General features: G+C 56.7%; 17 protein-coding genes. 7 read left to right on the top strand and 10 right to left on the bottom strand.

The annotated features are described in order from the left end of the window. Positions 1 to 177: 177 nt before the first annotated feature. The 5 genes from serS to lrp all read right to left on the bottom strand — a co-directional run bounded on the left by serS (position 178) and on the right by lrp (position 7,956). A complete protein-coding gene (serS, locus tag ACQG1Y_RS07930) occupies positions 178 to 1,470 on the bottom strand; it encodes a serine--tRNA ligase (protein ID WP_003858266.1) in 1,293 nt (430 codons plus the stop codon). Positions 1,471 to 1,562: 92 nt separating this feature from the next. Then, on the bottom strand, positions 1,563 to 2,906 hold the full coding sequence (gene rarA, locus ACQG1Y_RS07925; RefSeq protein ID WP_006809396.1) for a replication-associated recombination protein RarA: 1,344 nt from the start codon (positions 2,904 to 2,906) through the stop codon (positions 1,563 to 1,565). A 9-nt stretch (positions 2,907 to 2,915) separates the two neighbouring features. Next, complete coding sequence (gene lolA, locus ACQG1Y_RS07920) at positions 2,916 to 3,530, bottom strand: outer membrane lipoprotein chaperone LolA (RefSeq protein WP_003858270.1); 615 nt, start codon at positions 3,528 to 3,530, stop codon at positions 2,916 to 2,918. A 127-nt stretch (positions 3,531 to 3,657) separates the two neighbouring features. Further along, entirely contained in the window at positions 3,658 to 7,326 is a 3,669-nt protein-coding gene (locus ACQG1Y_RS07915; protein ID WP_063866906.1) for a DNA translocase FtsK 4TM domain-containing protein, read from the bottom strand. Between the two features lie 135 nt (positions 7,327 to 7,461). Beyond that, the gene (lrp, locus tag ACQG1Y_RS07910) at positions 7,462 to 7,956 is read right to left on the bottom strand and encodes a leucine-responsive transcriptional regulator Lrp (RefSeq protein ID WP_000228469.1); all 495 of its coding nucleotides are present in this window, start codon (positions 7,954 to 7,956) and stop codon (positions 7,462 to 7,464) included. Positions 7,957 to 8,499: 543 nt separating this feature from the next. Here lrp and trxB point away from each other — a divergent pair. From trxB to infA, 5 genes are all read left to right on the top strand, one after another. After that, on the top strand, positions 8,500 to 9,468 hold the full coding sequence (gene trxB, locus ACQG1Y_RS07905) for a thioredoxin-disulfide reductase (RefSeq protein WP_003858303.1): 969 nt from the start codon (positions 8,500 to 8,502) through the stop codon (positions 9,466 to 9,468). 114 nt (positions 9,469 to 9,582) lie between these two features. After that, the gene (gene cydD / locus ACQG1Y_RS07900; RefSeq protein ID WP_048973279.1) at positions 9,583 to 11,349 is read left to right on the top strand and encodes a heme ABC transporter permease/ATP-binding protein CydD; all 1,767 of its coding nucleotides are present in this window, start codon (positions 9,583 to 9,585) and stop codon (positions 11,347 to 11,349) included. Continuing rightward, positions 11,349 to 13,070: a heme ABC transporter ATP-binding protein/permease CydC gene (gene cydC / locus ACQG1Y_RS07895; RefSeq protein ID WP_368740489.1), complete on the top strand. Its 1,722-nt coding sequence runs from the start codon at positions 11,349 to 11,351 to the stop codon at positions 13,068 to 13,070. Before cydD ends, cydC begins: the two co-directional genes overlap by 1 nt. Before the next feature lie 45 nt (positions 13,071 to 13,115). Beyond that, the gene (aat, locus tag ACQG1Y_RS07890; protein ID WP_023296218.1) at positions 13,116 to 13,820 is read left to right on the top strand and encodes a leucyl/phenylalanyl-tRNA--protein transferase; all 705 of its coding nucleotides are present in this window, start codon (positions 13,116 to 13,118) and stop codon (positions 13,818 to 13,820) included. Between the two features lie 284 nt (positions 13,821 to 14,104). Beyond that, a complete protein-coding gene (gene infA / locus ACQG1Y_RS07885) occupies positions 14,105 to 14,323 on the top strand; it encodes a translation initiation factor IF-1 (protein ID WP_002211347.1) in 219 nt (72 codons plus the stop codon). Between the two features lie 204 nt (positions 14,324 to 14,527). Here infA and clpA read toward each other — a convergent pair whose 3' ends face one another. Both clpA and clpS read right to left on the bottom strand, forming a co-directional pair. Next, positions 14,528 to 16,807: an ATP-dependent Clp protease ATP-binding subunit ClpA gene (gene clpA / locus ACQG1Y_RS07880; protein WP_006809407.1), complete on the bottom strand. Its 2,280-nt coding sequence runs from the start codon at positions 16,805 to 16,807 to the stop codon at positions 14,528 to 14,530. Between the two features lie 27 nt (positions 16,808 to 16,834). After that, positions 16,835 to 17,155: an ATP-dependent Clp protease adapter ClpS gene (clpS, locus tag ACQG1Y_RS07875; RefSeq protein ID WP_006174393.1), complete on the bottom strand. Its 321-nt coding sequence runs from the start codon at positions 17,153 to 17,155 to the stop codon at positions 16,835 to 16,837. Positions 17,156 to 17,422: 267 nt separating this feature from the next. Here clpS and cspD point away from each other — a divergent pair, with 267 nt between their 5' ends. Beyond that, positions 17,423 to 17,644, top strand: coding sequence for a cold shock-like protein CspD (gene cspD / locus ACQG1Y_RS07870; protein WP_006809408.1), 222 nt, complete (start codon positions 17,423 to 17,425; stop codon positions 17,642 to 17,644). A 70-nt stretch (positions 17,645 to 17,714) separates the two neighbouring features. On the opposite strand, the gene macB is transcribed toward cspD, so the two are convergent. After that, a complete protein-coding gene (macB, locus tag ACQG1Y_RS07865) occupies positions 17,715 to 19,655 on the bottom strand; it encodes a macrolide ABC transporter ATP-binding protein/permease MacB (protein ID WP_414234597.1) in 1,941 nt (646 codons plus the stop codon). After that, a complete protein-coding gene (gene macA / locus ACQG1Y_RS07860) occupies positions 19,652 to 20,767 on the bottom strand; it encodes a macrolide transporter subunit MacA (RefSeq protein ID WP_017384842.1) in 1,116 nt (371 codons plus the stop codon). The genes macB and macA overlap by 4 nt, the downstream gene beginning before the upstream one ends. A 159-nt stretch (positions 20,768 to 20,926) precedes the next feature. Here macA and ACQG1Y_RS07855 point away from each other — a divergent pair, with 159 nt between their 5' ends. Continuing rightward, on the top strand, positions 20,927 to 21,883 hold the full coding sequence (locus ACQG1Y_RS07855; RefSeq protein ID WP_214595756.1) for a VirK/YbjX family protein: 957 nt from the start codon (positions 20,927 to 20,929) through the stop codon (positions 21,881 to 21,883). On the opposite strand, the gene ACQG1Y_RS07850 is transcribed toward ACQG1Y_RS07855, so the two are convergent. Next, positions 21,880 to 23,538 carry an ATP-dependent endonuclease gene (locus tag ACQG1Y_RS07850; protein WP_058700435.1) on the bottom strand — a complete coding sequence of 553 codons (1,659 nt, stop codon included), beginning with the start codon at positions 23,536 to 23,538 and terminating at the stop codon, positions 21,880 to 21,882. The two genes, ACQG1Y_RS07855 and ACQG1Y_RS07850, sit on opposite strands and share 4 nt — an antisense overlap. Positions 23,539 to 23,618 lie beyond the last annotated feature (80 nt).

Here is a 23,618-nt window from a genome sequence, read left to right as displayed (position 1 = left end):
GGGCGGCATACACCGCTATATAGTTTTATGTATAACGATATTTTTGGTTATCAGTGTTTTATGCTGACTTTCGTTCGGAGGAGTATTACTACTTTAGAGGGAGGGGTTATTGCTTCGTATCAAATCAGAGGCATAAAAAAAGCGCCCTGAGGCGCTTTTTTGTCTTAGAGCAAATAATTAGCCGATGAACTGCTGGCCTTTCATGTAAGGGCGCAGCACTTCAGGGATCTCAATGCGTCCGTCAGCCTGCTGGTAGTTTTCCAGCACAGCAACCAGCGTACGGCCTACTGCAAGACCAGAACCGTTCAGGGTATGAACCAGACGGGTTTTTTTGTCAGATTTGCTGCGGCAACGCGCCTGCATACGACGCGCCTGGAAATCCCAGACGTTGGAGCAGGAGGAGATTTCACGGTAGGTGTTCTGCGCAGGCACCCAGACTTCAAGGTCGAAGGTTTTGCAGGCACCGAAGCCCATGTCGCCGGTGCACAGCGCCATACGGCGGTACGGCAGGCCCAGCAGCTCAAGCACTTTCTCAGCATGACCGGTCATCTCTTCCAGCGCGTCCATAGACTCTTCCGGACGAACGATCTGCACCATCTCAACTTTATCGAACTGGTGCATACGGATCAGACCGCGCGTATCGCGACCGTAAGAACCGGCTTCAGAACGGAAACATGGAGAGTGCGCGGTCAGTTTGATTGGCAGATCGTCTTCGTCGATGATCTCATCACGCACGAGGTTGGTCAGCGGCACTTCCGCGGTTGGGATCAGTGCGTAGTTGCTGCTGTCTGCTTCCTCGTCCAGCGGACGGGTGTGGAACAGATCGCCGGCAAATTTCGGCAACTGGCCGGTACCGTACAGCGTATCGTGGTTAACCAGATACGGAACGTAGGTTTCGCTGTAGCCGTGCTGCTCGGTGTGCAGATCCAGCATGAACTGCGCCAGAGCGCGATGCAGATGGGCAATTTGACCTTTCATGACCACAAAGCGAGAACCCGTCAGCTTAACCGCAGCCGCAAAGTCCAGGCCCGCATGCATTTCGCCCAGCGTGACGTGATCGCGCACCTCGAAGTCAAACTCGCGAGGTGTGCCCCAGCGTTTCACTTCAACGTTGTCGTTTTCGTCTTTGCCGACAGGCACGCTGTCGTCAGGAATGTTCGGGATCGCCAGAGCGATATCACGAATTTCAGCCTGAAGAACATCCAGTTCAGCTTTCGCCTGATCCAGCTCTTCACCCAGTTTGTTCACTTCCAGGCGTAATGGCTCAATATCTTCCCCGCGCGCTTTCGCCTGGCCAATGGATTTCGATCGAGAATTACGCTCTGCTTGCAGATTTTCAGTTTGTACCTGCAAAACTTTACGACGCTCTTCAAGAGCGCGCAGCTTATCTACATCCAGCTTAAAGCCCCGGCGTGCCAGTTTTTCAGCGACTGCGTCTGGCTCATTACGCAGCAGATTGGGATCGAGCATGCTTATCCTGTGCTTATCGAATTAAAAAAGGAAAAAGTGACCACAGCCTGCGGCCACAGAGATATATTGCCAACATTACCGCAACGATTGAACTAACGGTAGCGTTTTATAGGGCTATTTTGATCCTGTCCGGCAAGCCAGGCGAGCTTTTCGCCAATCTTACCCTCAAGACCTCTGTTTGTGGGGTGATAATAGCGGGTTTGTGCCATCTCCTGCGGGAAATACTCCTCGCCGGCGGCGTAGGCATTGGGTTCATCATGGGCGTAGCGATACTCCTGCCCGTAACCCATCTCTTTCATCAATTTGGTTGGCGCATTGCGCAGATGAACCGGCACATCGTAGTCCGGACGTTCACGTGCATCTGACATCGCCGCTTTGAAGGCGGTATACACCGCGTTACTTTTCGGCGCGCAGGCCAGATAGACAATTGCCTGCGCAATGGCACGCTCACCTTCCGCGGGTCCGACGCGGGTAAAGCAGTCCCAGGCGGAAATAGCGACCTGCATGGCGCGTGGATCGGCATTACCGACATCTTCTGACGCGATGGCCAGGCAGCGACGCGCGACATATAACGGATCGCCACCGGCGGTAATGATACGCGCGTACCAGTAGAGCGCCGCATCCGGGGCGCTGCCGCGCACGGACTTATGTAATGCAGAGATCAGGTCGTAAAAACGATCGCCTTTATTATCGAAGCGCGCGCTGCGTTCACCGGCTATTTCGGTCAGCAGCTCCTGCTTTAGCACCCGCTTTCCGGCATCATCCACTTCGGCCATATCGGCCATCATTTCCAGCGTATTCAGCGCCCGACGCGCATCGCCGTTGACCAGTTCAGCGATCGCACGACGCGTGTCGTCCGGCAGAACGATATCCTGTCCGCCGTAACCCCGCGCTTTGTCCTCCATCGCCTGGGTCAGAACCTTTTCGATATCCTCTGTGGTCAGGGATTTAAGCAGGTAAACGCGGGCGCGGGAAAGGAGCGCAGAGTTCAGCTCAAACGACGGGTTTTCCGTGGTTGCGCCGATGAAGAAAATCGTGCCGTCTTCAATGTGCGGCAGAAACGCATCCTGTTGGCTCTTGTTGAAGCGGTGGACTTCATCAACAAAAAGAATGGTGCGGCGCCCGGCATTACGGTTTTGCCGCGCGCGCTCGATCGCCTCACGAATCTCCTTCACGCCTGAGGTAACCGCCGAGATGCGCTCAACGTCCGCGTTAGCATAGCGGGCGATCACTTCAGCGAGGGTTGTTTTGCCGGTGCCGGGTGGCCCCCAGAGGATCATGGAGTGCAGATGCCCCGCCTCAATAGCGCGCGGCAAGGGTTTCCCCGCAGCCAGCAGGTGTTGCTGGCCGATGTACTGCGCTAAATTTTCTGGCCGCATACGGGCGGCCAGAGGTTGAAACGCATTATCTGAAAAATCGAGCGACAGGTTGCTCACTCATGCCTCTTACTTATTACGTTGGTCGTCCACCGTTACGCCCTGCGGCGGGGTAAAGGTGAATTTCGAAGCATCTACAGCGCCGTTTTGCTGAGACTTAAGCTGATAGCTACTGCGCTGATCGTCCTGCTCAACCGCACCGAACTGATTAATGGTACCGTTGCTGCTCACGTTAATGGTGAACTGCTTCAGGTTACCGTTGCTGCCTTTTGGCGTCAGGACGAACTCATCACCGTTTTGTTTAATGTTGTACTGCTGCCAGTCGCTGGACTGGTTACGGGCAATGAGCATAAACGGCGTATTGCTGGTCGCGTCTTTCAGCCAGGTGGCGGTCGCCTGCTCAACAAACGGGTTGTAGAACCATAAGGTTTTCCCGTCAGACACCAGCACGCTTTCATCCGGCTGGGTCATGTGCCAGTTGAAGAGATTCGGGCGTTTCACCCACAAATCCCCCTGACCTTCCTGCACCGCGTTGCCACTGCCGTCAGTCACTTTTTGCGTGAAGCTGGCGTGGAAGCTGCTCACTTTATCCAGTCGGCTTTTAAGGTCGCTGGCTGCATCAGCCCAGACGCTGCTGGCAACAAAACTGGAGAGTAATGCACAGGCGATGGCGATTTTTTTCATTGTTATTCCTTAAAATACGTCTTCCCGATATGGGGGTTCCGTTTCTATTCTGGACCTGCCCGAAGGCAGGCGACAGAAGAATATGCTTAATTTTTGCTGATTTACCCTTCTTTGCAATCGCTGAAGGTTAATCAAACGGCGGTGGCGCCAGCACCTCACGGTTACCGTTATGCCCCTGTTCGCTCACAATACCCTGGGCTTCCATCTGCTCGATAATACGCGCCGCGCGGTTGTAGCCAATACGGAACTGGCGCTGGACGCCGGAGATGGACGCCTTACGTTTTTCGGTAACGAAATTAACCGCCTGGTCAAATAACGGATCCAGCTCTTCGCCGCCGTCAAAACCACCGCCGCCACCTTCGCTTTCACTGTCGGAGGTGATGCCGTCAACGTATTGCGGCCGACCGCGCGCTTTCCAGTCCTGCACCACCGCATGCACTTCCTGGTCGCGAACAAATGCACCGTGGACACGCACCGGCGAGGTGGAGTTCGGGCCGGAATAGAGCATATCACCCATCCCCAGCAGCGACTCTGCACCACCCTGGTCCAGGATAGTACGCGAGTCAATTTTACTCGACACGGTAAACGCGATACGGGTCGGGATGTTTGCCTTAATAAGACCGGTGATAACGTCTACGGACGGACGCTGCGTTGCCAGCACCAGGTGGATCCCCGCCGCACGCGCTTTCTGTGCCAGACGCGCAATCAGCTCTTCCACTTTCTTGCCAACGGTCATCATCAGGTCGGCGAACTCATCCACCAGCACCACGATGTAAGGCAGTTTTTCCAGCACCGGATGCTGGGCATCCATGCTGTCACCCGGCTTCCAGTATGGGTCCGGAATCGGACGGCCCATACGTGCCGCCTCAGCGATTTTCTCGTTATAACCGGCCAGGTTACGCACGCCCAGCGCCGACATCAGCTTGTAGCGACGCTCCATTTCATTGACGCTCCAGCGCAATGCGTTGGCGGCGTCCTTCATGTCGGTCACCACTTCCGTTAACAGGTGCGGAATGCCTTCGTAGACGGACAGTTCAAGCATTTTCGGGTCGATCATGATGAAACGCACATCTTCAGGCTGCGCTTTGTAGAGCATACTGAGGATCATGGCGTTCACCCCGACCGATTTACCGGAGCCGGTGGTACCCGCAACCAGCAGGTGCGGCATCTTCGCGAGATCGGCAACCACCGGATCGCCAGCGATATCTTTACCCAACACCACGGTGAGAGGGGACGGGTTGTCGCGGAATTTGGTGTTATCCAGAACTTCACGCAGATAAACGGTCTGGCGTTTCTTGTTTGGCAGCTCAAGGCCAACGTAAGGCTTACCTGGGATCACTTCCACCACGCGTACCGCCACGGTCGACAGAGAACGCGCCAGGTCACGGGACAGGTTAGAAATACGCGCCGCTTTTACGCCTGGCGCCAGGTTCAGTTCGAAACGGGTGATCACCGGGCCAGGGGAGTAGTTCACCACGTCCGCTTTAATACGGAAGTCAGCCAGACGCGCTTCCACCAGACGGGCCATCTGCTCAAGAGCAAAAGTATCCACCGGTTCGACTTCCGCTGGCGGCGGCGTTAACAGATCCAGCGACGGCAACGGCGTACTTGGTCGTTGCAGCGGACGGCTGTCTCCGTTACGCATCAGCAGCGGGTGAATCAGGCTTTCCTGCGGCTGTGGTGCTGGCTGCTGGAACTGCGGCTGCGGCGGTTGGGCCGGCGGTGTATGCGGCTGCGCATAAGCCTGCGGCGCTGGCTGTTGTGGCTGCGCATTAACCTGCGGCGCTGGCGCCTGACGCACCGGTTCCGCTTCCGGCATCACGCTCGGCGTGAACAGCGGTTCGCTCGGACCGTCATCCACCAGATCTTTCATCGGTGAAAATTCAAAATCCGAGAGCGAGAACGGGTTTGCCCCCGAAGGCTGCTCACCGGAATAACGTTGCTGCTGCGTGGCCGCAAACTGACGCGCTAATTCCGCTTCGGCAGCATGATCTTCTTCCTGCTGAGAATGAACATCGTGTTGGTACTCATTCCCGTAGCGTTGAGTCTGCTGGGCGGCAAACTGACGCGCCAGCTCATCCTGATGCAGTTCGTCGGCATCATCTTCGTAGTCGGACTCACGGGCTTTTTCTTCCGCCATACGCTGGGAAGGCAGTTTAATGCCATAAGAGGCCAGCTCCCGGCGCGTCGGTACGCGCACGCGATTAGGGCGCGGCAATTGTGGACCAATGCCCTCTTTTACCTGAGGACGCGGCGCACCGTCGGTTGCCGGGCTGAATAGCGGAGCGGACGCGGCAGCGGCTGCCGTTGCCTGCTTCACGGTTTCCGCTCCTGACGCAACGGCTGGCGCTGGATCTACAGGTGCAACGCTCGCAGAAGGCGCTTTTACAACAGGCTCCTGCACCGGCTCAGGCACGGGCTGATACCAGGCGGCAAGCTGCTCGCGCTCTCGGGCACGGCGCTCTTCCACCTCTTCAAAATAGTACAATGGCGGACGGGATGGCTTCGCTTCCTCCACCACTTCGGGTTCAGACAACGGCGCAACGTATGGCTGTTCAGGTTCAGCAGGTTCGGGCGTATAAGCCTGATACGGCTGTTGCGGCTCGCTGGCAGGCTCAGGCGGCTGATACGGTTGCTGCCACTGTTCCTGCTGCACAGGAATATAGCTTTCAGGCTCCGGCGCAATGGTCGGTTCAGGCGTATGGACGCCTGGCGCAGTCTGCCAGTCCACCTGCGGTTGCTGGATCGCGGACTCCGGTGCCGGAACAGGCGAGGACGGCATCACGGCTTCAACAGGCGCAACATGGGCCTGCGCAGCCGTCGTTGCGGCAGCAGCAGCGGCTACCGGTTCAGTCACGGAATGACCATGCAACAGCGGATCGTATTCATCATACTCACCCGGCGTAGCTCGATGACCAGAGAACAACACATCATCAGGATCGACGGCCGCGCCGCGATACTCAATCTGCTCCTCTTCATCCATACGTTTGCCGGAGAAAAGCGCGGCATCCGTTTTACGGCCTAACGGGTTAGCGAATTTTTCAGCAACGCGCTGGCGGCGCGCCAGAGCACCGCGCAGAATACGGGCACGGCGGGATTCACGACGCTGCACAGGTGCCTCGTCTTCCTCTTCGTACTCATCTTCATATTCGTCTTCATCGACCCACGTATCGTCACGACGGGTGCGATTGCTGGCAAACGTCAGCAGAGTCAGAATAAAGCTGCCGATTTTTTCGGCAATGCTCACCCAGGACCAGCCGGTAAACAGCGTCAGGCCCGCTGCCCAGATACAAAGCAGCGCCAGCGTGCCGCCGCTGCTGTGAAGCATCGGTTGCAGCGCGGAGCTCAACAGGCTGCCAATCACCCCGCCTGAGGCGAAGTACCAGATGTCATCGGCGTTGATCGCCGCCAGTCCGCAGGAGGTGAGGATCAGCGCCAGGGCGCCAATCAGGCGCAGCGAAACGGCAAAATAATCGATGTAGTCGTCGTTCTGTCGATGACGCCAGGCAAACCAGCATCCGCCAATAATGATGACGGGAAGGGTATAGGCCATCACACCGAAAATGAAGAAGAGCGTGTCCGCAAGCCAGGCACCGGGAACGCCGCCTAAATTATGGATAGGCTCATGCCATGCGGTTTGCGACCAGCTGGGATCTGAGGGGTTGAAACTGAGTAAGGCAGCCATCAGCCAGACGGCAAAAAGGGCAATAACAATCAGTAACGCCTCAAGGAGACGACGTCCGCTGCTTAGCTTAGATAATGTGACTTCTTTGTCTTCAGTGTATTCCTGGCTCAAGAAAGGCTCTCCAGGTATCAGGCATGTCCTGCCTGTGTGCTAAAACGGACAACAGCGCCGGGACTCCCCGGCACTGTTGCTGTATGGATTAACAGGAGTGTAATCAAACTACACTGATTTTGCACCTGTTCCGTGTTAGCGCGTCTTAATAACCAGACGATTGCTCTGTTTGACCTCTTCCATCACCACATAAGTACGGGTGTCGTTCACGCCTGGCAGACGCAGCAGGGTTTCACCCAGCAGCTTACGGTAGGCGGACATATCAGGCACACGGGTTTTCAACAGGTAGTCAAAATCACCGGAAACCAGATGACACTCTTGAATTTCTTCAAGTTTTTGTACAGCGGCGTTAAATTGCTCAAACACATCTGGTGCACCACGATTCAGAGTAATCTCAACAAATACCAGAAGTGAGGCATCCAGATAATGCGGGTTCAGCAGAGCCGTATAGCCCTGAATAAAACCCTGTCTTTCCAGTCGACGCACACGCTCAAGGCACGGCGTCGGGGAAAGTCCCACACGTTTTGAAAGCTCGACGTTGGAAATACGCCCATCCTTTTGCAATTCATTAAGAATGTTACGATCGATACGGTCGAGATCTTTGCCAGGGCGCTTCTTGCTATCTACCATTATTATTGTCTCTCTGTATTCCTTCCCTACTCCTGCCTGGACCCTGTGCACATCACTGTTCAGAGCCTGGACCCGTTATTCATCACATCGCCTGGTTATGTATTAGACGCGATGTAGATTCGGGTTCTGCGGTAAGAAGACCGTTGCCCGAAAGCAGTCACAGACATCACGTATGGCGTCTGTCCACACCATGCGTAGATTTCACTGACCCGGTAAAAATGGCATTTCCGTGCATGTCTATGCGGCATGCAGTTCGTGCGTCTTTTTTTCTTCCTTGAATGTTTTCGCAAAAGCGCAGGGGATTGTCAAAGCAAAACATCGATTTTTAGTACAACATGCCGGATATTCATTACGGAGGGGTATTAATCCTCATTTTATTGCCTTATAAACGCGCGGTTTTCAGTAGCAGAAGTGATGTGACCGCCTCTGACCTATAGGGCGCGTCTATTGCATATATCGGAAGCAAAACTCTCCTGCTCTTTTTTTACGGCAACAAATTCCCTACAATCCAGCCCATTGCCTGCCAACAACAATGGGGATCTCATGGGCACGACCAAACACAGTAAGCTGCTAATCCTTGGTTCTGGACCTGCGGGATATACCGCAGCGGTCTATGCTGCACGCGCTAACCTGCAACCGGTACTGATCACCGGGATGGAAAAAGGCGGTCAGCTGACCACCACCACGGAAGTGGAAAACTGGCCTGGCGACCCGAACGACCTGACCGGGCCGCTGCTGATGGAGCGCATGCACGAGCATGCCGCCAAATTCGAAACCGAAATCCTGTTCGACCACATCAATAAAGTGGATTTGCAGAACCGTCCGTTCCGCCTGACGGGTGACAGCGGCGAATACACCTGCGATGCGCTGATCATCGCCACCGGCGCCTCTGCCCGCTATCTCGGCCTGCCGTCTGAAGAAGCGTTCAAAGGCCGCGGCGTGTCAGCCTGCGCGACCTGCGACGGTTTCTTCTATCGCAACCAGAAAGTTGCGGTTATCGGCGGCGGCAACACCGCTGTGGAAGAAGCGCTGTATCTGGCAAATATTGCCTCAGAAGTACACCTGATTCACCGTCGCGACACCTTCCGCGCGGAGAAGATCCTGATTAAACGCCTGATGGACAAAGTGGCGAGCGGCAACATTGTGCTGCATACCAACCGTACGCTGGAAGAAGTGACTGGCGATCAGATGGGCGTGGCGGGACTGCGTATCCGTGATACCCAGAACACCGATAACGTCGAAACGCTGGAAGTGGCAGGCCTGTTTGTGGCAATCGGTCACAGCCCGAACACGGCTATCTTTGAAGGCCAGCTGGAGCTGGAGAACGGCTACATCAAAGTGCAGTCTGGCATTCACGGCAACGCCACCCAGACCAGCGTTCCGGGTGTCTTCGCAGCTGGCGACGTGATGGACCATATTTATCGTCAGGCGATCACCTCTGCGGGCACCGGCTGTATGGCCGCGCTGGACGCAGAACGCTATCTGGACGGACTGGCTGAACAAGGTAAATAATCTTTACAAGTCAGTAACAAACGTAAATAAAGGCGGCCACTGGTCGCCTTTATTTTTGCTCGCGTGTAACATGCAGAGGTCTAATTTCTTATAACGTCACCTGCAAAGTACGCAATGGAAAAAACCCGTCAACAAGAGTTAACCCGCTGGCTGAAACAGCAAAGCGTTCTGTCCCGCCGCTGGCTTATGATTTCCCGCGTTCTGGGATTCATCAGCGGTCTGTTGATTGTTGCCCAGGCATGGCTGCTGGCCCGCATTCTCAACCATATGATCATGGAGAACATCCCGCGCGAAGCGCTGCTGTTGCCGTTTATCGTTCTGGTGCTGGTTTTCGTTCTGCGTGCGTGGGTGGTCTGGCTGCGCGAGCGGGTTGGGTTCCACGCCGGGCAGCACATCCGCTATGAGATTCGCCGCAAGGTGCTCGATCGGCTTTCGGAAGCCGGGCCTGCGTGGATCCAGGGTAAGCCAGCCGGCAGCTGGGCGACGCTGATCCTTGAGCAAATCGACGATATGCACGATTACTACGCGCGTTATCTTCCCCAGATGGCGCTGGCGGTGTTTGTGCCCCTGATGATTGTTATCGCCATCTTCCCTGTTAACTGGGTGGCGGCGTTGATCCTGCTAGGCACCGCCCCGCTCATCCCGCTGTTTATGGCGATGGTCGGCATGGGCGCGGCAGATGCTAACCGTCGTAACTTCCTGGCGCTGGGTCGGTTGAGCGGTCATTTCCTGGACCGTCTGCGCGGAATGGAAACCCTGCGGATCTTCGGTCGTGGTGAAGCGGAAACCGAAAACATTCGCCTGGCGTCGCAGGATTTCCGTCAGCGCACCATGGAAGTGTTGCGCATGGCCTTTCTCTCTTCTGGCGTGCTCGAATTTTTCACCTCCCTGTCGATTGCGCTGGTGGCGGTTTACTTTGGCTTCTCCTACCTCGGCGCGCTGGACTTTGGCCACTACGGTACGGCGGTCACGCTTTCCGCCGGGTTCCTGGCGCTGATCCTGGCCCCGGAATTTTTCCAGCCGCTTCGCGATCTCGGCACCTTTTACCATGCCAAAGCGCAGGCGGTGGGTGCTGCCGACAGCCTGAAAACCTTCATGGAAACGCCGCTGGCGAATCCGGAGCGTGGTGAGGTAACGCTGAATACGAACGATCCGGTGACCATTGAAGCACAGGATTTTTCTGTTCTGTCGCCTGAAGGCAAAGTGCTGGCCGGTCCGCTGAACTTTACCCTGCCTGCCGGGCAACGTGTGGTGCTGGTGGGTACCAGCGGCTCAGGTAAAAGCTCATTGTTGAATGCGCTGTCAGGTTTTATGGCGTACACCGGATCGCTGCGTATCAATAAAACGGAGCTGCGCGAGCTCGATCCTGATGCCTGGCGTAAACAGCTGAGTTGGGTGGGGCAAAACCCTCAGCTGCCAGCTCCGACGCTGCGCGAGAATGTGCTGCTGGCACGCCCGGATGCGCGTGAAGATGAGCTGCAATCGGTCCTCGACCGCGCCTGGGTCAGCGAGTTTCTGCCGCTGCTTGCGCAGGGTGTCGATACCCTCATTGGCGATCAGTCTGCCGGGCTGTCAGTAGGCCAGGCACAGCGCGTCGCGGTCGCCCGTGCGCTGCTGAATCCCTCTTCGCTAATGCTGCTGGACGAACCCGCCGCCAGCCTGGACGCTCACAGCGAGCAGCGCGTGATGGATGCGCTTAACGCAGCCTCACGCCAGCAAACCACCCTGATGGTGACCCACCAGCTGGAAGGTATTGCCGACTGGGATCAGATCTGGGTGATGGAAAACGGACACATTGTTGAGCAAGGCGATTACGCCGCGCTTGTTGCCGCGCAGGGGCCGTTTGCGACCCTGCTGGCGAACCGTCAGGAGGATATCTGATGCGCGCCCTGCTTCCGTATCTTGCACTATATAAACGCCACAAATGGATGCTGACGCTCGGGATCGTGCTGGCGATCGTCACGCTGCTGGCCAGCATCGGCCTGCTTACGCTTTCCGGCTGGTTCCTCTCCGCGTCTGCGGCCGCAGGCTTTGCCGGGCTGTACAGCTTTAACTACATGCTGCCTGCCGCCGGGGTGCGCGGCACGGCGATTACGCGAACTGCCGGACGCTACTTCGAACGTCTGGTCAGCCACGACGCGACCTTCCGCGTGCTGCAACACCTGCGTATTTACACCTTCAGCAAACTGCTGCCCCTCTCCCCTGCCGGGCTGGCACGTTTTCGACAGGGCGAATTACTCAACCGCGTGGTCGCAGATGTGGATACGCTGGATCACCTCTACCTGCGCGTCATTTCACCTATGGTGGGCGCGTTTGTAGTGATTGTCGTGGTCACGCTGGGGTTGAGTTTCCTGGATGTTCCCATCGCACTGACGCTCGGCGGCATCATGCTGATGACGCTGATTATTCTGCCGCCCCTGTTTTATCGTGCAGGTAAAACCACCGGGGAAAACCTGACGCGCCTGCGTGGAGAATATCGCCAGCAGCTCACCGCCTGGTTGCAGGGACAGGCCGAGCTCACCCTTTTTGGCGCCAGCAAGCGCTACCGCGCCCGCATGGAAAATACGGAGCTGAACTGGCATGAAGCCCAGCGTCGCCAGTCTGAACTGACCGCGTTCTCCCAGGCGCTGATGATGTTAATTGGTGGGATTGCCGTTATCGCCATGCTCTGGATGGCCTCCGGTGGCGTGGGCGGTAACGCGCAGCCTGGCCCGCTGATTGCGCTGTTTGTTTTCTGTGCCCTGGCAGCCTTTGAAGCCTTAGCCCCGGTCACGGGCGCCTTTCAGCATCTCGGCCAGGTGATTGCCTCTGCGCTGCGCATTACGGATATTGCCGAGCAGGAGCCGGAAGTGAAGTTCACCGCGGGTCAAACCGCTGTGCCAGAGCAGGTCGCGCTGACGCTCAGCAATGTCACTTTCGCCTACGACAAGCAGGCGCAAAACGCGCTGGAAGACATCACCCTTTCTGTTGATGCCGGGCAGCGCATTGCGATCCTTGGCCGTACGGGATGTGGGAAATCGACACTTCTGCAACTTCTCACGCGCGCGTGGGACCCACAGCAGGGCGAGATTCTGTTTAACGACGTTCCGCTGTCTGGTTTTAGCGAAGCGGCCTTGCGTAAAACGGTCAGCGTCGTGCCCCAGCGGGTGCATCTGTTCAGCGCTACGCTGCGCGATAATCTTCTTCTGGCGGCACCAGACGCCTCCGACGATACGCTGCGGGCAATGCTGGAGCAGGTTGGGCTGCACAAGCTGCTTGAAGACGACGGGTTGAACAGCTGGCTGGGTGAAGGGGGTCGACAGCTTTCCGGCGGCGAACTGCGTCGTCTGGCCATTGCGCGTGCGCTGCTGCACGATGCGCCGCTGATGCTGCTGGATGAACCGACAGAAGGACTGGATGCCACGACAGAGAGTCAAATCCTTGATTTACTGGCGAATGTGATGAAAGGTAAAACCGTGCTGATGGTCACGCACCGTCTGCGCGGGCTGGTGAATTTCGATCAGATAATTGTGATGGACAACGGACACATAATTGAGCAAGGTAGTCACGCAGAGCTGCTGGCAAAACAAGGTCGCTACTACCAGTTTAAACAGCGCCTGTAGACTATATTTGTAGCGTCCTCTCTCGCGTACTGGAGTTCTGTTGTCATGCGCCTGGTGCAGCTTTCTCGCCATAATATTGCGTTCCCTTCTCCGGAGGGGGCGCTGCGTGAACCTAACGGCTTGCTGGCTCTGGGCGGCGATCTCAGCCCGGCACGGCTCTTAATGGCTTACCAGCGCGGCATCTTTCCGTGGTTTTCTCCTGGCGACCCGATCTTATGGTGGTCTCCCGACCCGCGAGCCGTGCTGTGGCCTGGGCAGTTTCACCTGAGCCGCAGCATGAAGCGTTTTCATGCAAAATCACCCTTTCGCGTCACGCTTAATCACGCCTTCGGCCAGGTTATCGAAGGCTGCGCTGAAGATCGTCACGAAGGCACCTGGATAACCCGCGATATCATTATCGCCTATCACCAGCTTCATGAGCTGGGGTACGCGCATTCGATCGAAGTGTGGAGCGGCGACGACCTCGTCGGGGGCATGTACGGCGTGGCGCAGGGTACGCTGTTCTGCGGCGAGTCGATGTTCTCCCGCTCCACGAATGCGTCGAAAACCGCGCTGCTGGTTTTTAGCCAGGAATTTGCCCGACGTGGAGGACAGTTAATGGATTGTCAGGTGCTGAATGAGCATACCGCCTCGCTCGGCGCCGTTGAAATCTCCCGCCGACACTATATCGAACACCTGGAACAGTGCCGAAAGGAGACCCTACCACGCGATTTTTGGGTTCCCAGAACGCTCTTTATACCCAATGCCTAAATGTTTTCCGCATATTTTTTATGAGGGTGTTATAATTACGCCGCAGAGTAGCTTCTGCCTGTTGCCCCGCCGCCGTTTGGGACCCTCGCTTCAGATAACGTCCTTACGTTTATCCTGTCGTCTCCCCTTTACGAATGCGCTTTCCGTTCGGTTGTACCGTGACGCTTGGGCAATACGCTGAGACTGTTTTGCTGCGTTTTAAACGCGCAATTCTTTACTTAATTGAGGAATTTCGGCATTATCTTGCCGGTTCAAAACTTGGTAGTGATACCCCAGAGGATTAGATGGCCAAAGAAGACAATATTGAAATGCAGGGTACCGTACTTGATACGTTGCCTAATACCATGTTTCGCGTAGAACTGGAAAACGGTCACGTGGTAACTGCGCACATCTCCGGTAAAATGCGCAAAAACTATATCCGCATTTTGACGGGCGACAAAGTGACTGTTGAGCTGACCCCGTACGACCTGAGCAAAGGCCGCATTGTCTTCCGTAGTCGCTAATTGTTTTCGCCTGTAATGGCAGATGAATATTTAAAAGGTCGGGACAATCCCGGCCTTTTTTATTTATGGCTTTAGTGTGGCTGTTCATGAAGAGGTATTTTAGTGCGTTCTGATGCCTTCACCCTGACCCTCTCCCACAGGGAGAGGGAGAAAAGCGGACACAAAAAAGCCGGGTTAAAAACCCGGCTTTTACACTAAAGAAAATCAGTGAGCCGCTTCCGGCTTATGCTTCGCCGCACTCTGGAAATCGTACGTCAGTTCGTTCTTCGCCTGATCCAGCCCCACCGTTACCTGGCCGCCGTCCACCAGCGAGCCAAACAGCAGCTCGTTTGCCAGCGGTTTCTTCAGGTTGTCCTGAATCACGCGCGCCATCGGACGGGCGCCCATCGCACGGTCGTAGCCTTTCTCAGCCAGCCAGTTGCGGGCCTCCTGGCTCACTTCCAGCGACACGCCTTTCTGATCCAGCTGAACCTGCAACTCGACGATGAACTTGTCCACCACCTGATGAATCACCTCGGTAGACAGATGATCGAACCAGATAATGTTGTCCAGACGGTTACGGAACTCCGGCGTGAAGATCTTCTTGATCTCTTCCATCGCATCGGTGCTGTTATCCTGGTGGATCAGGCCGATGGATTTACGCTCGGTTTCCCGCACGCCCGCGTTGGTGGTCATCACCAGCACCACGTTGCGGAAATCGGCCTTGCGCCCGTTGTTATCGGTCAGCGTCCCGTTGTCCATCACCTGCAACAGGATATTGAACACGTCCGGGTGCGCTTTCTCGATTTCATCGAGCAGCAGTACCGCGTGCGGATGCTTGATAACCGCGTCCGTAAGCAGGCCGCCCTGGTCAAAGCCCACGTATCCCGGAGGCGCACCAATCAAACGGCTGACGGTATGACGCTCCATATACTCGGACATATCAAAGCGCAGCAGCTCAATGCCCAGCGCTTTCGAGAGCTGAACCGTCACCTCGGTTTTACCCACCCCGGTCGGGCCGGCGAACAGGAAGGAACCAACCGGCTTGTGGTCATGCCCCAGGCCAGCACGGGCCATCTTGATCGCTTCGGTTAAAGCCTCAATGGCTTTATCCTGACCAAAGACCAGCATTTTCAGGCGATTGCCGAGGGTCCGCAGCGTATCACGGTCGCTCTGAGAAACGCTCTTCTCAGGAATACGCGCGATGCGGGCCACCACGGACTCGATATCCGCCACGTTCACAGTTTTCTTACGCTTGCTGGCTGGCATCAGGCGCGCACGCGCACCCGCCTCATCAATCACGTCAATCGCTTTATCCGGCAGATGACGATCGTTGATGTATTTCACCGCCAGCTCCACCGCCGCACGTACCGCTTTCGCGGTGTAACGCACGTCGTGGTGCGCTTCGTACTTGGTTTTCAGGCCATTGATGATCTGCACCGTTTCGTCAACCGACGGCTCGGTCACGTCGATTTTCTGGAAACGACGCGCCAGCGCACGATCCTTCTCAAAGATGTTGCTGAACTCCTGGTACGTCGTGGAGCCCATCACGCGGATCTTGCCGCTGGAGAGCAGCGGTTTGATCAGGTTAGCGGCATCCACCTGGCCACCGGAGGCCGCACCTGCGCCGATGATGGTGTGGATCTCATCGATAAACAGGATGCTGTTGGTGTCCTGCTCCAGCTGTTTTAACAGCGCTTTGAAACGTTTTTCGAAATCACCGCGGTATTTGGTGCCCGCCAGCAGCGAGCCAATATCCAGCGAGTAGATGGTGCAGTCGGCAATCACTTCCGGCACGTCGCCCTGCACAATGCGCCAGGCCAGCCCTTCGGCAATCGCGGTTTTACCCACGCCAGATTCCCCCACCAGCAGCGGGTTGTTCTTACGGCGACGGCACAGCACCTGGATGGCACGCTCCAGCTCTTTATCGCGGCCAATCAGCGGGTCGATACCGCCAACGCGAGCAAGCTGGTTAAGGTTGGTGGTGAAGTTTTCCATACGATCCTCCCCGCCTGCTTGCTCTTCATTGCTGTTAATCTGTCCGCTGGGATCCGATGCCTGGTTAGGCTCGTCTTTTCGCGTTCCATGAGAGATGAAGTTGACCACGTCGAGCCGGCTGACTTCGTGTTTACGCAGCAGGTAGGCCGCCTGGGACTCCTGCTCGCTGAAGATGGCGACCAGGACATTGGCGCCAGTCACTTCGCTACGTCCGGAAGACTGGACGTGGAAAACCGCGCGCTGCAACACCCGCTGGAAGCTGAGCGTCGGCTGCGTATCGCGCTCTTCTTCACTGGCTGGCAGCACCGGTGTAGTTTGTTCGATGAAGGCTTCGAGTTCCTGACGTAGCGCCACCAGATCCACGGAGCAGGCTTCCAGCGCTTCGCGGGCAGATGGGTTGCTAAGCAGTGCGAGCAGCAGGTGCTCGACGGTCATAAACTCATGTCGGTGCTCACGCGCTCTGGCGAAAGCCATGTTTAAACTGAGTTCCAGTTCTTGATTGAGCATAGGCACCTCCCCCAATTTTATGCCTTATCAGGCCTTTTCCAGCGTACACAGCAACGGATGCTCGTTCTCCCTTGCATAGTCGTTCACCATCGCTACTTTGGTTTCCGCAACCTCGGCAGTAAAGATGCCGCAGATCGCTTTGCCACGATAATGAACGGTAAGCATCAGTTGCGTTGCACGTTCAACATCATAAGAAAAGAACTTTTGTAGCACGTCAATAACAAATTCCATCGGCGTGTAATCATCGTTCATTAACATAACTTTATACATAGATGGCGGTTTTAGCGCGTCGCGCACTTTATCTTCCGCCAGCTGGTCAAAATCCAGCCAATCGTTGGTCTTACCCATTATGCATAACCACTTTGAATCTACCTCAGATGTTAGATAACAATCATCTATTACTGTCATCCGCGATGTCTGTCACAAACTGTTGCAATAGCGTTAACTGCCTCAAATTTTGGTTGATTATTGTCCCAACTCCAGCGCCAAACGCTTGACGGCTTCTTCCGTTTCTCTAAATTGTACAAGCGTGAGTTGGCGAGGTTTTGAACAGCCCCCACTCCACCACCGGTTCATTCCATCTTAATTTATAAGATTTACGAAGGATGTCGAAGCATGGAAATGGGTACTGTTAAGTGGTTCAACAACGCCAAGGGGTTTGGCTTCATTTGCCCCGAAGGCGGCGGCGAGGATATCTTCGCTCACTATTCCACCATTCAGATGGATGGTTACAGGACGCTCAAAGCCGGGCAGTCCGTCCGGTTCGATGTACACCAGGGGCCAAAAGGCAATCACGCCAGTCTTATCGTGCCCGTTGAAGCAGAAACGGTTGCATAGCTCTCTGATTCATTGTGTACACCCCGCAGGCAAAATGCCAGCCCGATCGGCTGGCATTTTTATTTTCGGGTTATTCCCGCGCCAGCGCATCCACCGGATCCAGCCGCGCCGCGTTTCGTGCCGGCAGCCAGCCAAACAAAATGCCGGTAAAGGTGGAGCACAAAAACGCGGTGAGGATCGCCATCGGTGAGAAGCCAATCTCCCACCCCGGTAAAAAGAGCTGGAGCGCGAAGGCGATCATCATCGAGAGCGCAATCCCCATTGCGCCTCCCACCAGACACACCAGCACCGCTTCAATCAGAAACTGCTGGAGCACGTCGCTGGCTCTGGCTCCGACCGCCATGCGGATGCCGATCTCTCTCGTGCGTTCGGTCACCGACACCAGCATAATGTTCATCACCCCTATCCCGCCGACGACCAGCGAAATCACCGCCACCAGCGTCAGGAACAGCTGAAGAGTACGTGTGGTCTTTTCGGCCGTTTTCAAGAGGCCGTCCATGTTCCAGGTGAAGAAATCCTTTTTCCCGTGGCGCAACGTTAACAGCCGCTCGAGCTGCTGTTCCGCCAGCGCGCTGTCGTAGCCCTCTTTCACTCGCACGGTAATGGAGTTGAGCCAGGACTGTCCCATAATGCGCCCGGAAATGGTGCTGTACGGCAGCCAGACGCGCAGGATCTTGCTGCTGCCAAACATGGACTGTTTCTCTTCCGCCACACCAATCACCGTGGCGGGCATGTTACCCACCAGGATCACTTCCCCCACCACACGGGTTTTATTGGGGAAAAGCTGTCTGCGCGAGTTAGCGTCTAACACCACCACCTGCGCCCTGCCCGCCAGCTGTTCCGCGTTGAAGGTCGCCCCTTCGCTGAAGGTCATGCCGTAGACGTTGAAGTAATCTCCGCTGACGCCGTTAGCGCTGGCCGCCACGTCGATGTTGCCGTAGCGCAGACGCAGGTTTTGCGACACGGCAGGCGTGGCGGAGTTCACCCACGGCTGCTTCTGAATAGCCGCCAGATCGTCGTATTTCAGCGCCTGCTGATACTGCGGCTCGTCGTCGCCAAAATCTTTGCCGGGGTAAACGTCGATGGTGTTAGTCCCGATGGCGCGAATATCCGCCAGCACCAGCTGTTTCGCCGCATCGCCCACCACCACAATCGACACCACCGAGGCAATACCGATAATGATGCCGAGCATGGTCAGCAGGGTGCGCATTTTGTTGGCCGCCATCGCCAGCCAGGCCATGGTCAGCGCTTCACGAAAGCCGCTGGAGAACTGTCCCCAGCCGGTGGACGCAGGTAAGGCTTCTTTCGGCGCCGCCGCTCTGGACTGACGTGGCGGCGGGTTGCTGACCAGCTCGCCGTCGTGGATCTCAATGATGCGTTCCGCCTGCGCTGCCACCTGCGGATCATGGGTGACAATAATCACCGTATGTCCCTGATCGCGCAGCTGATGCAGGATCGCCATCACCTCTTCACCGGAATGGCTGTCGAGCGCACCGGTTGGCTCATCAGCGAGGATCACCTGTCCGCCGTTCATCAGCGCACGGGCAATACTCACGCGCTGCTGCTGACCGCCGGAAAGCTGCGAAGGCTGATAATCAACACGCTCCGCCAGCCCAAGACGCGTTAACAGCGCCTTCGCGCGTTCAAGGCGTTTTTTGCGCTCGACGCCCGCATACACCGCCGGCACCTCCACGTTCTGCGCCGCGCTCAGGTGTGAAAGCAGATGGTAACGCTGAAAAATAAAGCCAAAATGCTCGCGACGCAGCTTCGCCAGCGCGTCGCCCTCCAGGGTGGAAACATCCGTCCCGGCCACGCGATAGGTGCCGCTGGTGGGCTTATCCAGACAGCCAAGAATGTTCATCAGCGTTGATTTACCCGAGCCCGACGCCCCGACAATCGCCACCATTTCACCGGCTTCAACGCGCAGGGAGATGCCCTTCAGCACCTCCACCGGCCCGTCGCCGGACGGATAGCTGCGGCGAATGTCATTCAGCTCAAGCAGCGCCGTCATTGCGCGGCTCCGGGCAGGGTTTCGCTGGTGACCACTTCCTCACCCTCTTCCAGCCCTTTTACCACCACCACATCGGTGTCGTTACGTGCGCCAATCACCACTTCCCGCTCGCGGGTTTCGCCGTTGCGCAGCACTTTCACCTTGTAGCGATTGTCCCCGGCGGATTCACCCAGCGCGGAGAGCGGAACCGTCAGCACGTTTTTCACGCCGGTCAGCTGGATATGCACCTGGGCGGTCATGTCCAGACGCAGCACGCCCTGCGGGTTTGGCACCTCAAAACGCGCATAGTAGAAGATGGCGTCGTTGACCTTCTCCGGCGTCGGCAGGATATCTTTCAGCACCCCTTCATAGCGGGTTTGCGGATCGCCCAGCACCGTAAACCAGGCTTTCTGCCCCGGCTTAAGGTGAATGACGTCCGCTTCGGATACCTGGGCTTTCACCAGCATGGTGCTCATATCCGCCAGGGTCAGGATGTTCGGCGCCTGCTGCGCGGCGATGACCGTCTGGCCTTGCAGGGTGGTTATCTGCGTCACTTCCCCGGCCATTGGCGCAACGATTTGCGTGTAATCGAGGTTGGTTTTCGCCGTATCCAGCGAGGCCTGATTCCGTTTGATTTGCGCATCGATGGTGCCAATCTGCGCCTGCTTCACCGCCAGCTCCGTGGCGGCTGTGTCCAGATCCTGTTTCGAGATAGCCTGCGTTTTCGCCAGCGCCTGCTGGCGCGTCAGGGTGACCTGAGCGAGATTACGCTCCGCCTGAGCCTGCGCGCGCTGCGCGCGCAGCTCCATCAGCGTCGCTTCCACTTCGCGGATTTGGTTTTGCGCCTGCTCAGGATCGATCACGCCCAGCAGCTGGCCTTTTTTAACCTTATCGCCAATCTCAACTGACAGGGTTTTAAGCTGACCGCTGACCTGCGCGCCCACGTCAACCTTACGCAGGGCATCCAGTTTCCCCGTCGCCAGCACGTTTTGTTGCAGCTCGCCCGGACGAACAATCAGCGTTTGATACTGTGGTACCGGCGCGTTCAGTACCTTCCATAACCAGAATCCGCCCGCTAACACCACTACCGCCAGCAGCAGAAACAGCTTTCTGCGTTTTCCCTTCAGGTTCATAAATATTCCAAATAATTGTTCTGGCTATCATCACCGTTGATTTTATCTAAACCACTCCTCAACGAAACCCCCGATCCCCGTAATCGTCGGGAATTGTTTACCCGATGTTGATAAAGCGCCTGCTGAAATAGCGATATTCCACCAGAAGCAGGATCTAACATGTCTTCCATCGTCGATACACCCTATTCAACGCTGCCCCAGCCTAAATCGGGCTGGCAACTGTTTAAAAGCCTGGCATCGGGTTCCCTCACGCCGGGGCTGGCGTGGCAAAATCCGGCCTATCGACGTAAGTTTATGTTGCGCTCGCTGGCAACGCCGTTCACCACTGCGCGCCTGCTCGGAGATCTTGCAAAACAGCCCCGTCTGATGCAGATCCTGCGCGTGCAGCCCGGCCTGCCGTGCCGCCTGCACCGGCCGTGGCTGACCGTCAATATGGGCCGTCAGACTACGCTGGACGCATTGAACGATCACTATGAGATGATGAGCCGCCATCTTCCGGCGTCGCTGCTGAACGGTTACCTCTCCAGCCAGGGCATTATGCTGGTGACGTTAACGGGCAAAGAGGAGCAGCAGTTTAGCGTTCGCCTGAACGCGGATGCGTTTCTGGACAAAGAAGGGGAAGCGACCCTCACTTTTTGCGACCACCAGAACACGGTGCTGGCCGAGCTGACCTTTACGCTGTGCACATACCAGGGCAAGCCAACGCTCTTCATCGGCGGAATGCAGGGGGCGAAAGCGCATGTCCCGCACGAGCACATTCAGCTGGCGACCAAAGCCTGTCACGGACTGTTCCCAAAACGTCTGCTGGTTGAAGCGGTCATGACGCTGGCAGGCGCCTTCCCGGTCGAGCAGATCCTCGCGGTGAGTAACGCCACCCACATCTACCGCAGCTGGCGCTATCGCAAGAAAAAAGAGGGAAAATTGCTGGCTGACTATGACAGCTTCTGGCGCTCCCTTGGCGGACAGCAGCAGGATAACGGCAACTTTGCCCTGCCGCTGACCATGCCACGCAAACCGATGGAAGAGATTGCGAGTAAAAAACGGTCCGAATACCGCCGCCGCTATGCCCTGCTTGATAGCCTGATCCAACAGGTTTCGCAGGCGACTGCCCGTTAATCGGCCCTCCCGCGAGCCAGCCAGAGGACGCGGGAGAACATTTTACGCAGCAGCGTAGGCACCGACTCCACGCCTCGCCTGCCCGCTTCCGTCGCAACTTCAATGGCCAAATCCGGTTTTGACGACCGATGGATAGCTTTGGCAATCACCCGGCGCATATTCATGGGCACATCTACCGGGATCATCGCCACGCGGTGAAAGACGTCGTCAAATCCCTGGCGGTACATAAAGTGCTCCATGTCCATCGCAGGCAGCGCGGTCAGATGTTCCCGCTCCTCTTCACGATCGTTATTGAGCAGGCTGCGCACGGTCGCCGCATATTTTTTACCCGCCTCATCGCCATCCACCAGTACGTGCCACTCTATCCCCATCCGGCGCGCAAATTTGATCAGCGGTTTTAAGCCAGACTGAGCAAATTCGATCACTTTGATCCCTTCGGCGTCAAAGTGGTGTCCGCACTGGCGAGCCAGCTCGTTTATCACCCAGGTTTCCGTTTCCCCCTCCACCAGCAACCAGCAGCGGGCAAACAGGGAAGAGGCACGGTTAAAACGGATATGAAACGCAATCCGTCGGCCATCTTCGGCATTTAACCCGCCGGGCCCGAGCCGGTAGGCGGTGACCCGCGAGGATTCACGCACCAGGCGGCAGACATACTCCACCGGCGTCAGGGAGAGCAGCTCTCCGGAATTCGTGGTGGTGACTCGCTGCAACGGCAGCAAATTAAGAAGATGCCACGCCACGGAAAGCATAATCGGGTGCAGCCGCGTTTCCGGATCTTCCACCAGCAGCAGCGGGCGCGCGTCCCGATCCAGGCGCACCGTCCCTTTCGCCTGTAAAAGCGTGGAGAATAATCCCAGCAGGATCACCCGATGCGTGCGCCCGCCGGGGCGGTCGATCATGCGGTTGATAATATCGAGATAGCGCCAGCTTCGTTGTTCATCGTGCGAGCGGCGACGCATCAGACGGTGGCGCGCCTGCCCCGTTCCCTGCTCGGAGAAATAGTGCTCCAGCAGTTGCACCATGGCAGACAGTCCCTGACGGATCTGGCCGTCGGTGAGGTTCTGCGGCCGTGAGACCAGTTCACGGGCGAGGAAATCCAGTTCGCGGGCGGTCACCTCCACCTCGGGCGTATTCGGCACGGTGCCGTTACGGATCCGCCGCATAAAGCGCGCGTCTCGTAAGCGCAGCACGGGGGAGAGGCGGATAAGATGGCGGGCAAGCTCGTCAATATTATCGAGCGGGATCGGATTTCCCTTCTCATCAAGAAATTCACGCAGGGTTAACACCCCGTCGTTTTGCGCCATTTCGCCCTCAAGGCGATAGAAAATACGCTGGAAACCATCTTCACAGGGCACCCAGCAGGGCGACATAGGGCGAAAACGACGCACGCGATGGCGGCCGGGCTCGGATTCGCGGAAGGTCAGAATGATATGCAGGTGTTTCTCGCGTCCGTTGACATCCCCCGGCGGAAACCAGAAGTCATCATGAACGAAGTGGTACAAGTTCTCTTCGGGCGAAAGTAGCAGCGTCAGGGCATCCAGCAGGCTGGATTTACCCCAGGCATTTTCGCCTATCAGGACGTTGTTCTGTTCCAGTTGCAGCGACAGGCGGTTAATCCCGCGAAACCCGACAATCTCCACACGTTCGAGTAGCATACATCCCCCGCAATTCGGCCACTTTTTCCTTCAAGTTATCAGCAGTATAGCGGCAGGCTGTGGGTCACGACAGCAGAATA

The sequence above is a fragment of the Enterobacter cloacae complex sp. 397G4 genome (assembly GCF_050031515.1).
Lineage (GTDB): Bacteria > Pseudomonadota > Gammaproteobacteria > Enterobacterales > Enterobacteriaceae > Enterobacter > Enterobacter hormaechei_C.
The sequence above is the reverse complement of the archived record's forward strand: the minus strand, read 5'-3'. Positions and strand labels throughout refer to the sequence as shown.

Excerpts from the sequence above, each read along its gene's own strand:
- serS (WP_003858266.1), bottom strand. The coding sequence starts at position 1,470 with ATGCTCGATCCCAATCTGCTGCGTAATGAGCCAGACGCAGTCGCTGAA.
- lrp (WP_000228469.1), bottom strand. The coding sequence starts at position 7,956 with ATGGTAGATAGCAAGAAGCGCCCTGGCAAAGATCTCGACCGTATCGAT.
- clpA (WP_006809407.1), bottom strand. The coding sequence starts at position 16,807 with ATGCTCAATCAAGAACTGGAACTCAGTTTAAACATGGCTTTCGCCAGA.
- cydD (WP_048973279.1), top strand. The coding sequence starts at position 9,583 with ATGGAAAAAACCCGTCAACAAGAGTTAACCCGCTGGCTGAAACAGCAA.
- aat (WP_023296218.1), top strand. The coding sequence starts at position 13,116 with ATGCGCCTGGTGCAGCTTTCTCGCCATAATATTGCGTTCCCTTCTCCG.
- cspD (WP_006809408.1), top strand. The coding sequence starts at position 17,423 with ATGGAAATGGGTACTGTTAAGTGGTTCAACAACGCCAAGGGGTTTGGC.
- infA (WP_002211347.1), top strand. The coding sequence starts at position 14,105 with ATGGCCAAAGAAGACAATATTGAAATGCAGGGTACCGTACTTGATACG.
- ACQG1Y_RS07855 (WP_214595756.1), top strand. The coding sequence starts at position 20,927 with ATGTCTTCCATCGTCGATACACCCTATTCAACGCTGCCCCAGCCTAAA.
- macB (WP_414234597.1), bottom strand. The coding sequence starts at position 19,655 with ATGACGGCGCTGCTTGAGCTGAATGACATTCGCCGCAGCTATCCGTCC.
- lolA (WP_003858270.1), bottom strand. The coding sequence starts at position 3,530 with ATGAAAAAAATCGCCATCGCCTGTGCATTACTCTCCAGTTTTGTTGCC.
- cydC (WP_368740489.1), top strand. The coding sequence starts at position 11,349 with ATGCGCGCCCTGCTTCCGTATCTTGCACTATATAAACGCCACAAATGG.
- trxB (WP_003858303.1), top strand. The coding sequence starts at position 8,500 with ATGGGCACGACCAAACACAGTAAGCTGCTAATCCTTGGTTCTGGACCT.
- macA (WP_017384842.1), bottom strand. The coding sequence starts at position 20,767 with ATGAACCTGAAGGGAAAACGCAGAAAGCTGTTTCTGCTGCTGGCGGTA.
- ACQG1Y_RS07850 (WP_058700435.1), bottom strand. The coding sequence starts at position 23,538 with ATGCTACTCGAACGTGTGGAGATTGTCGGGTTTCGCGGGATTAACCGC.
- clpS (WP_006174393.1), bottom strand. The coding sequence starts at position 17,155 with ATGGGTAAGACCAACGATTGGCTGGATTTTGACCAGCTGGCGGAAGAT.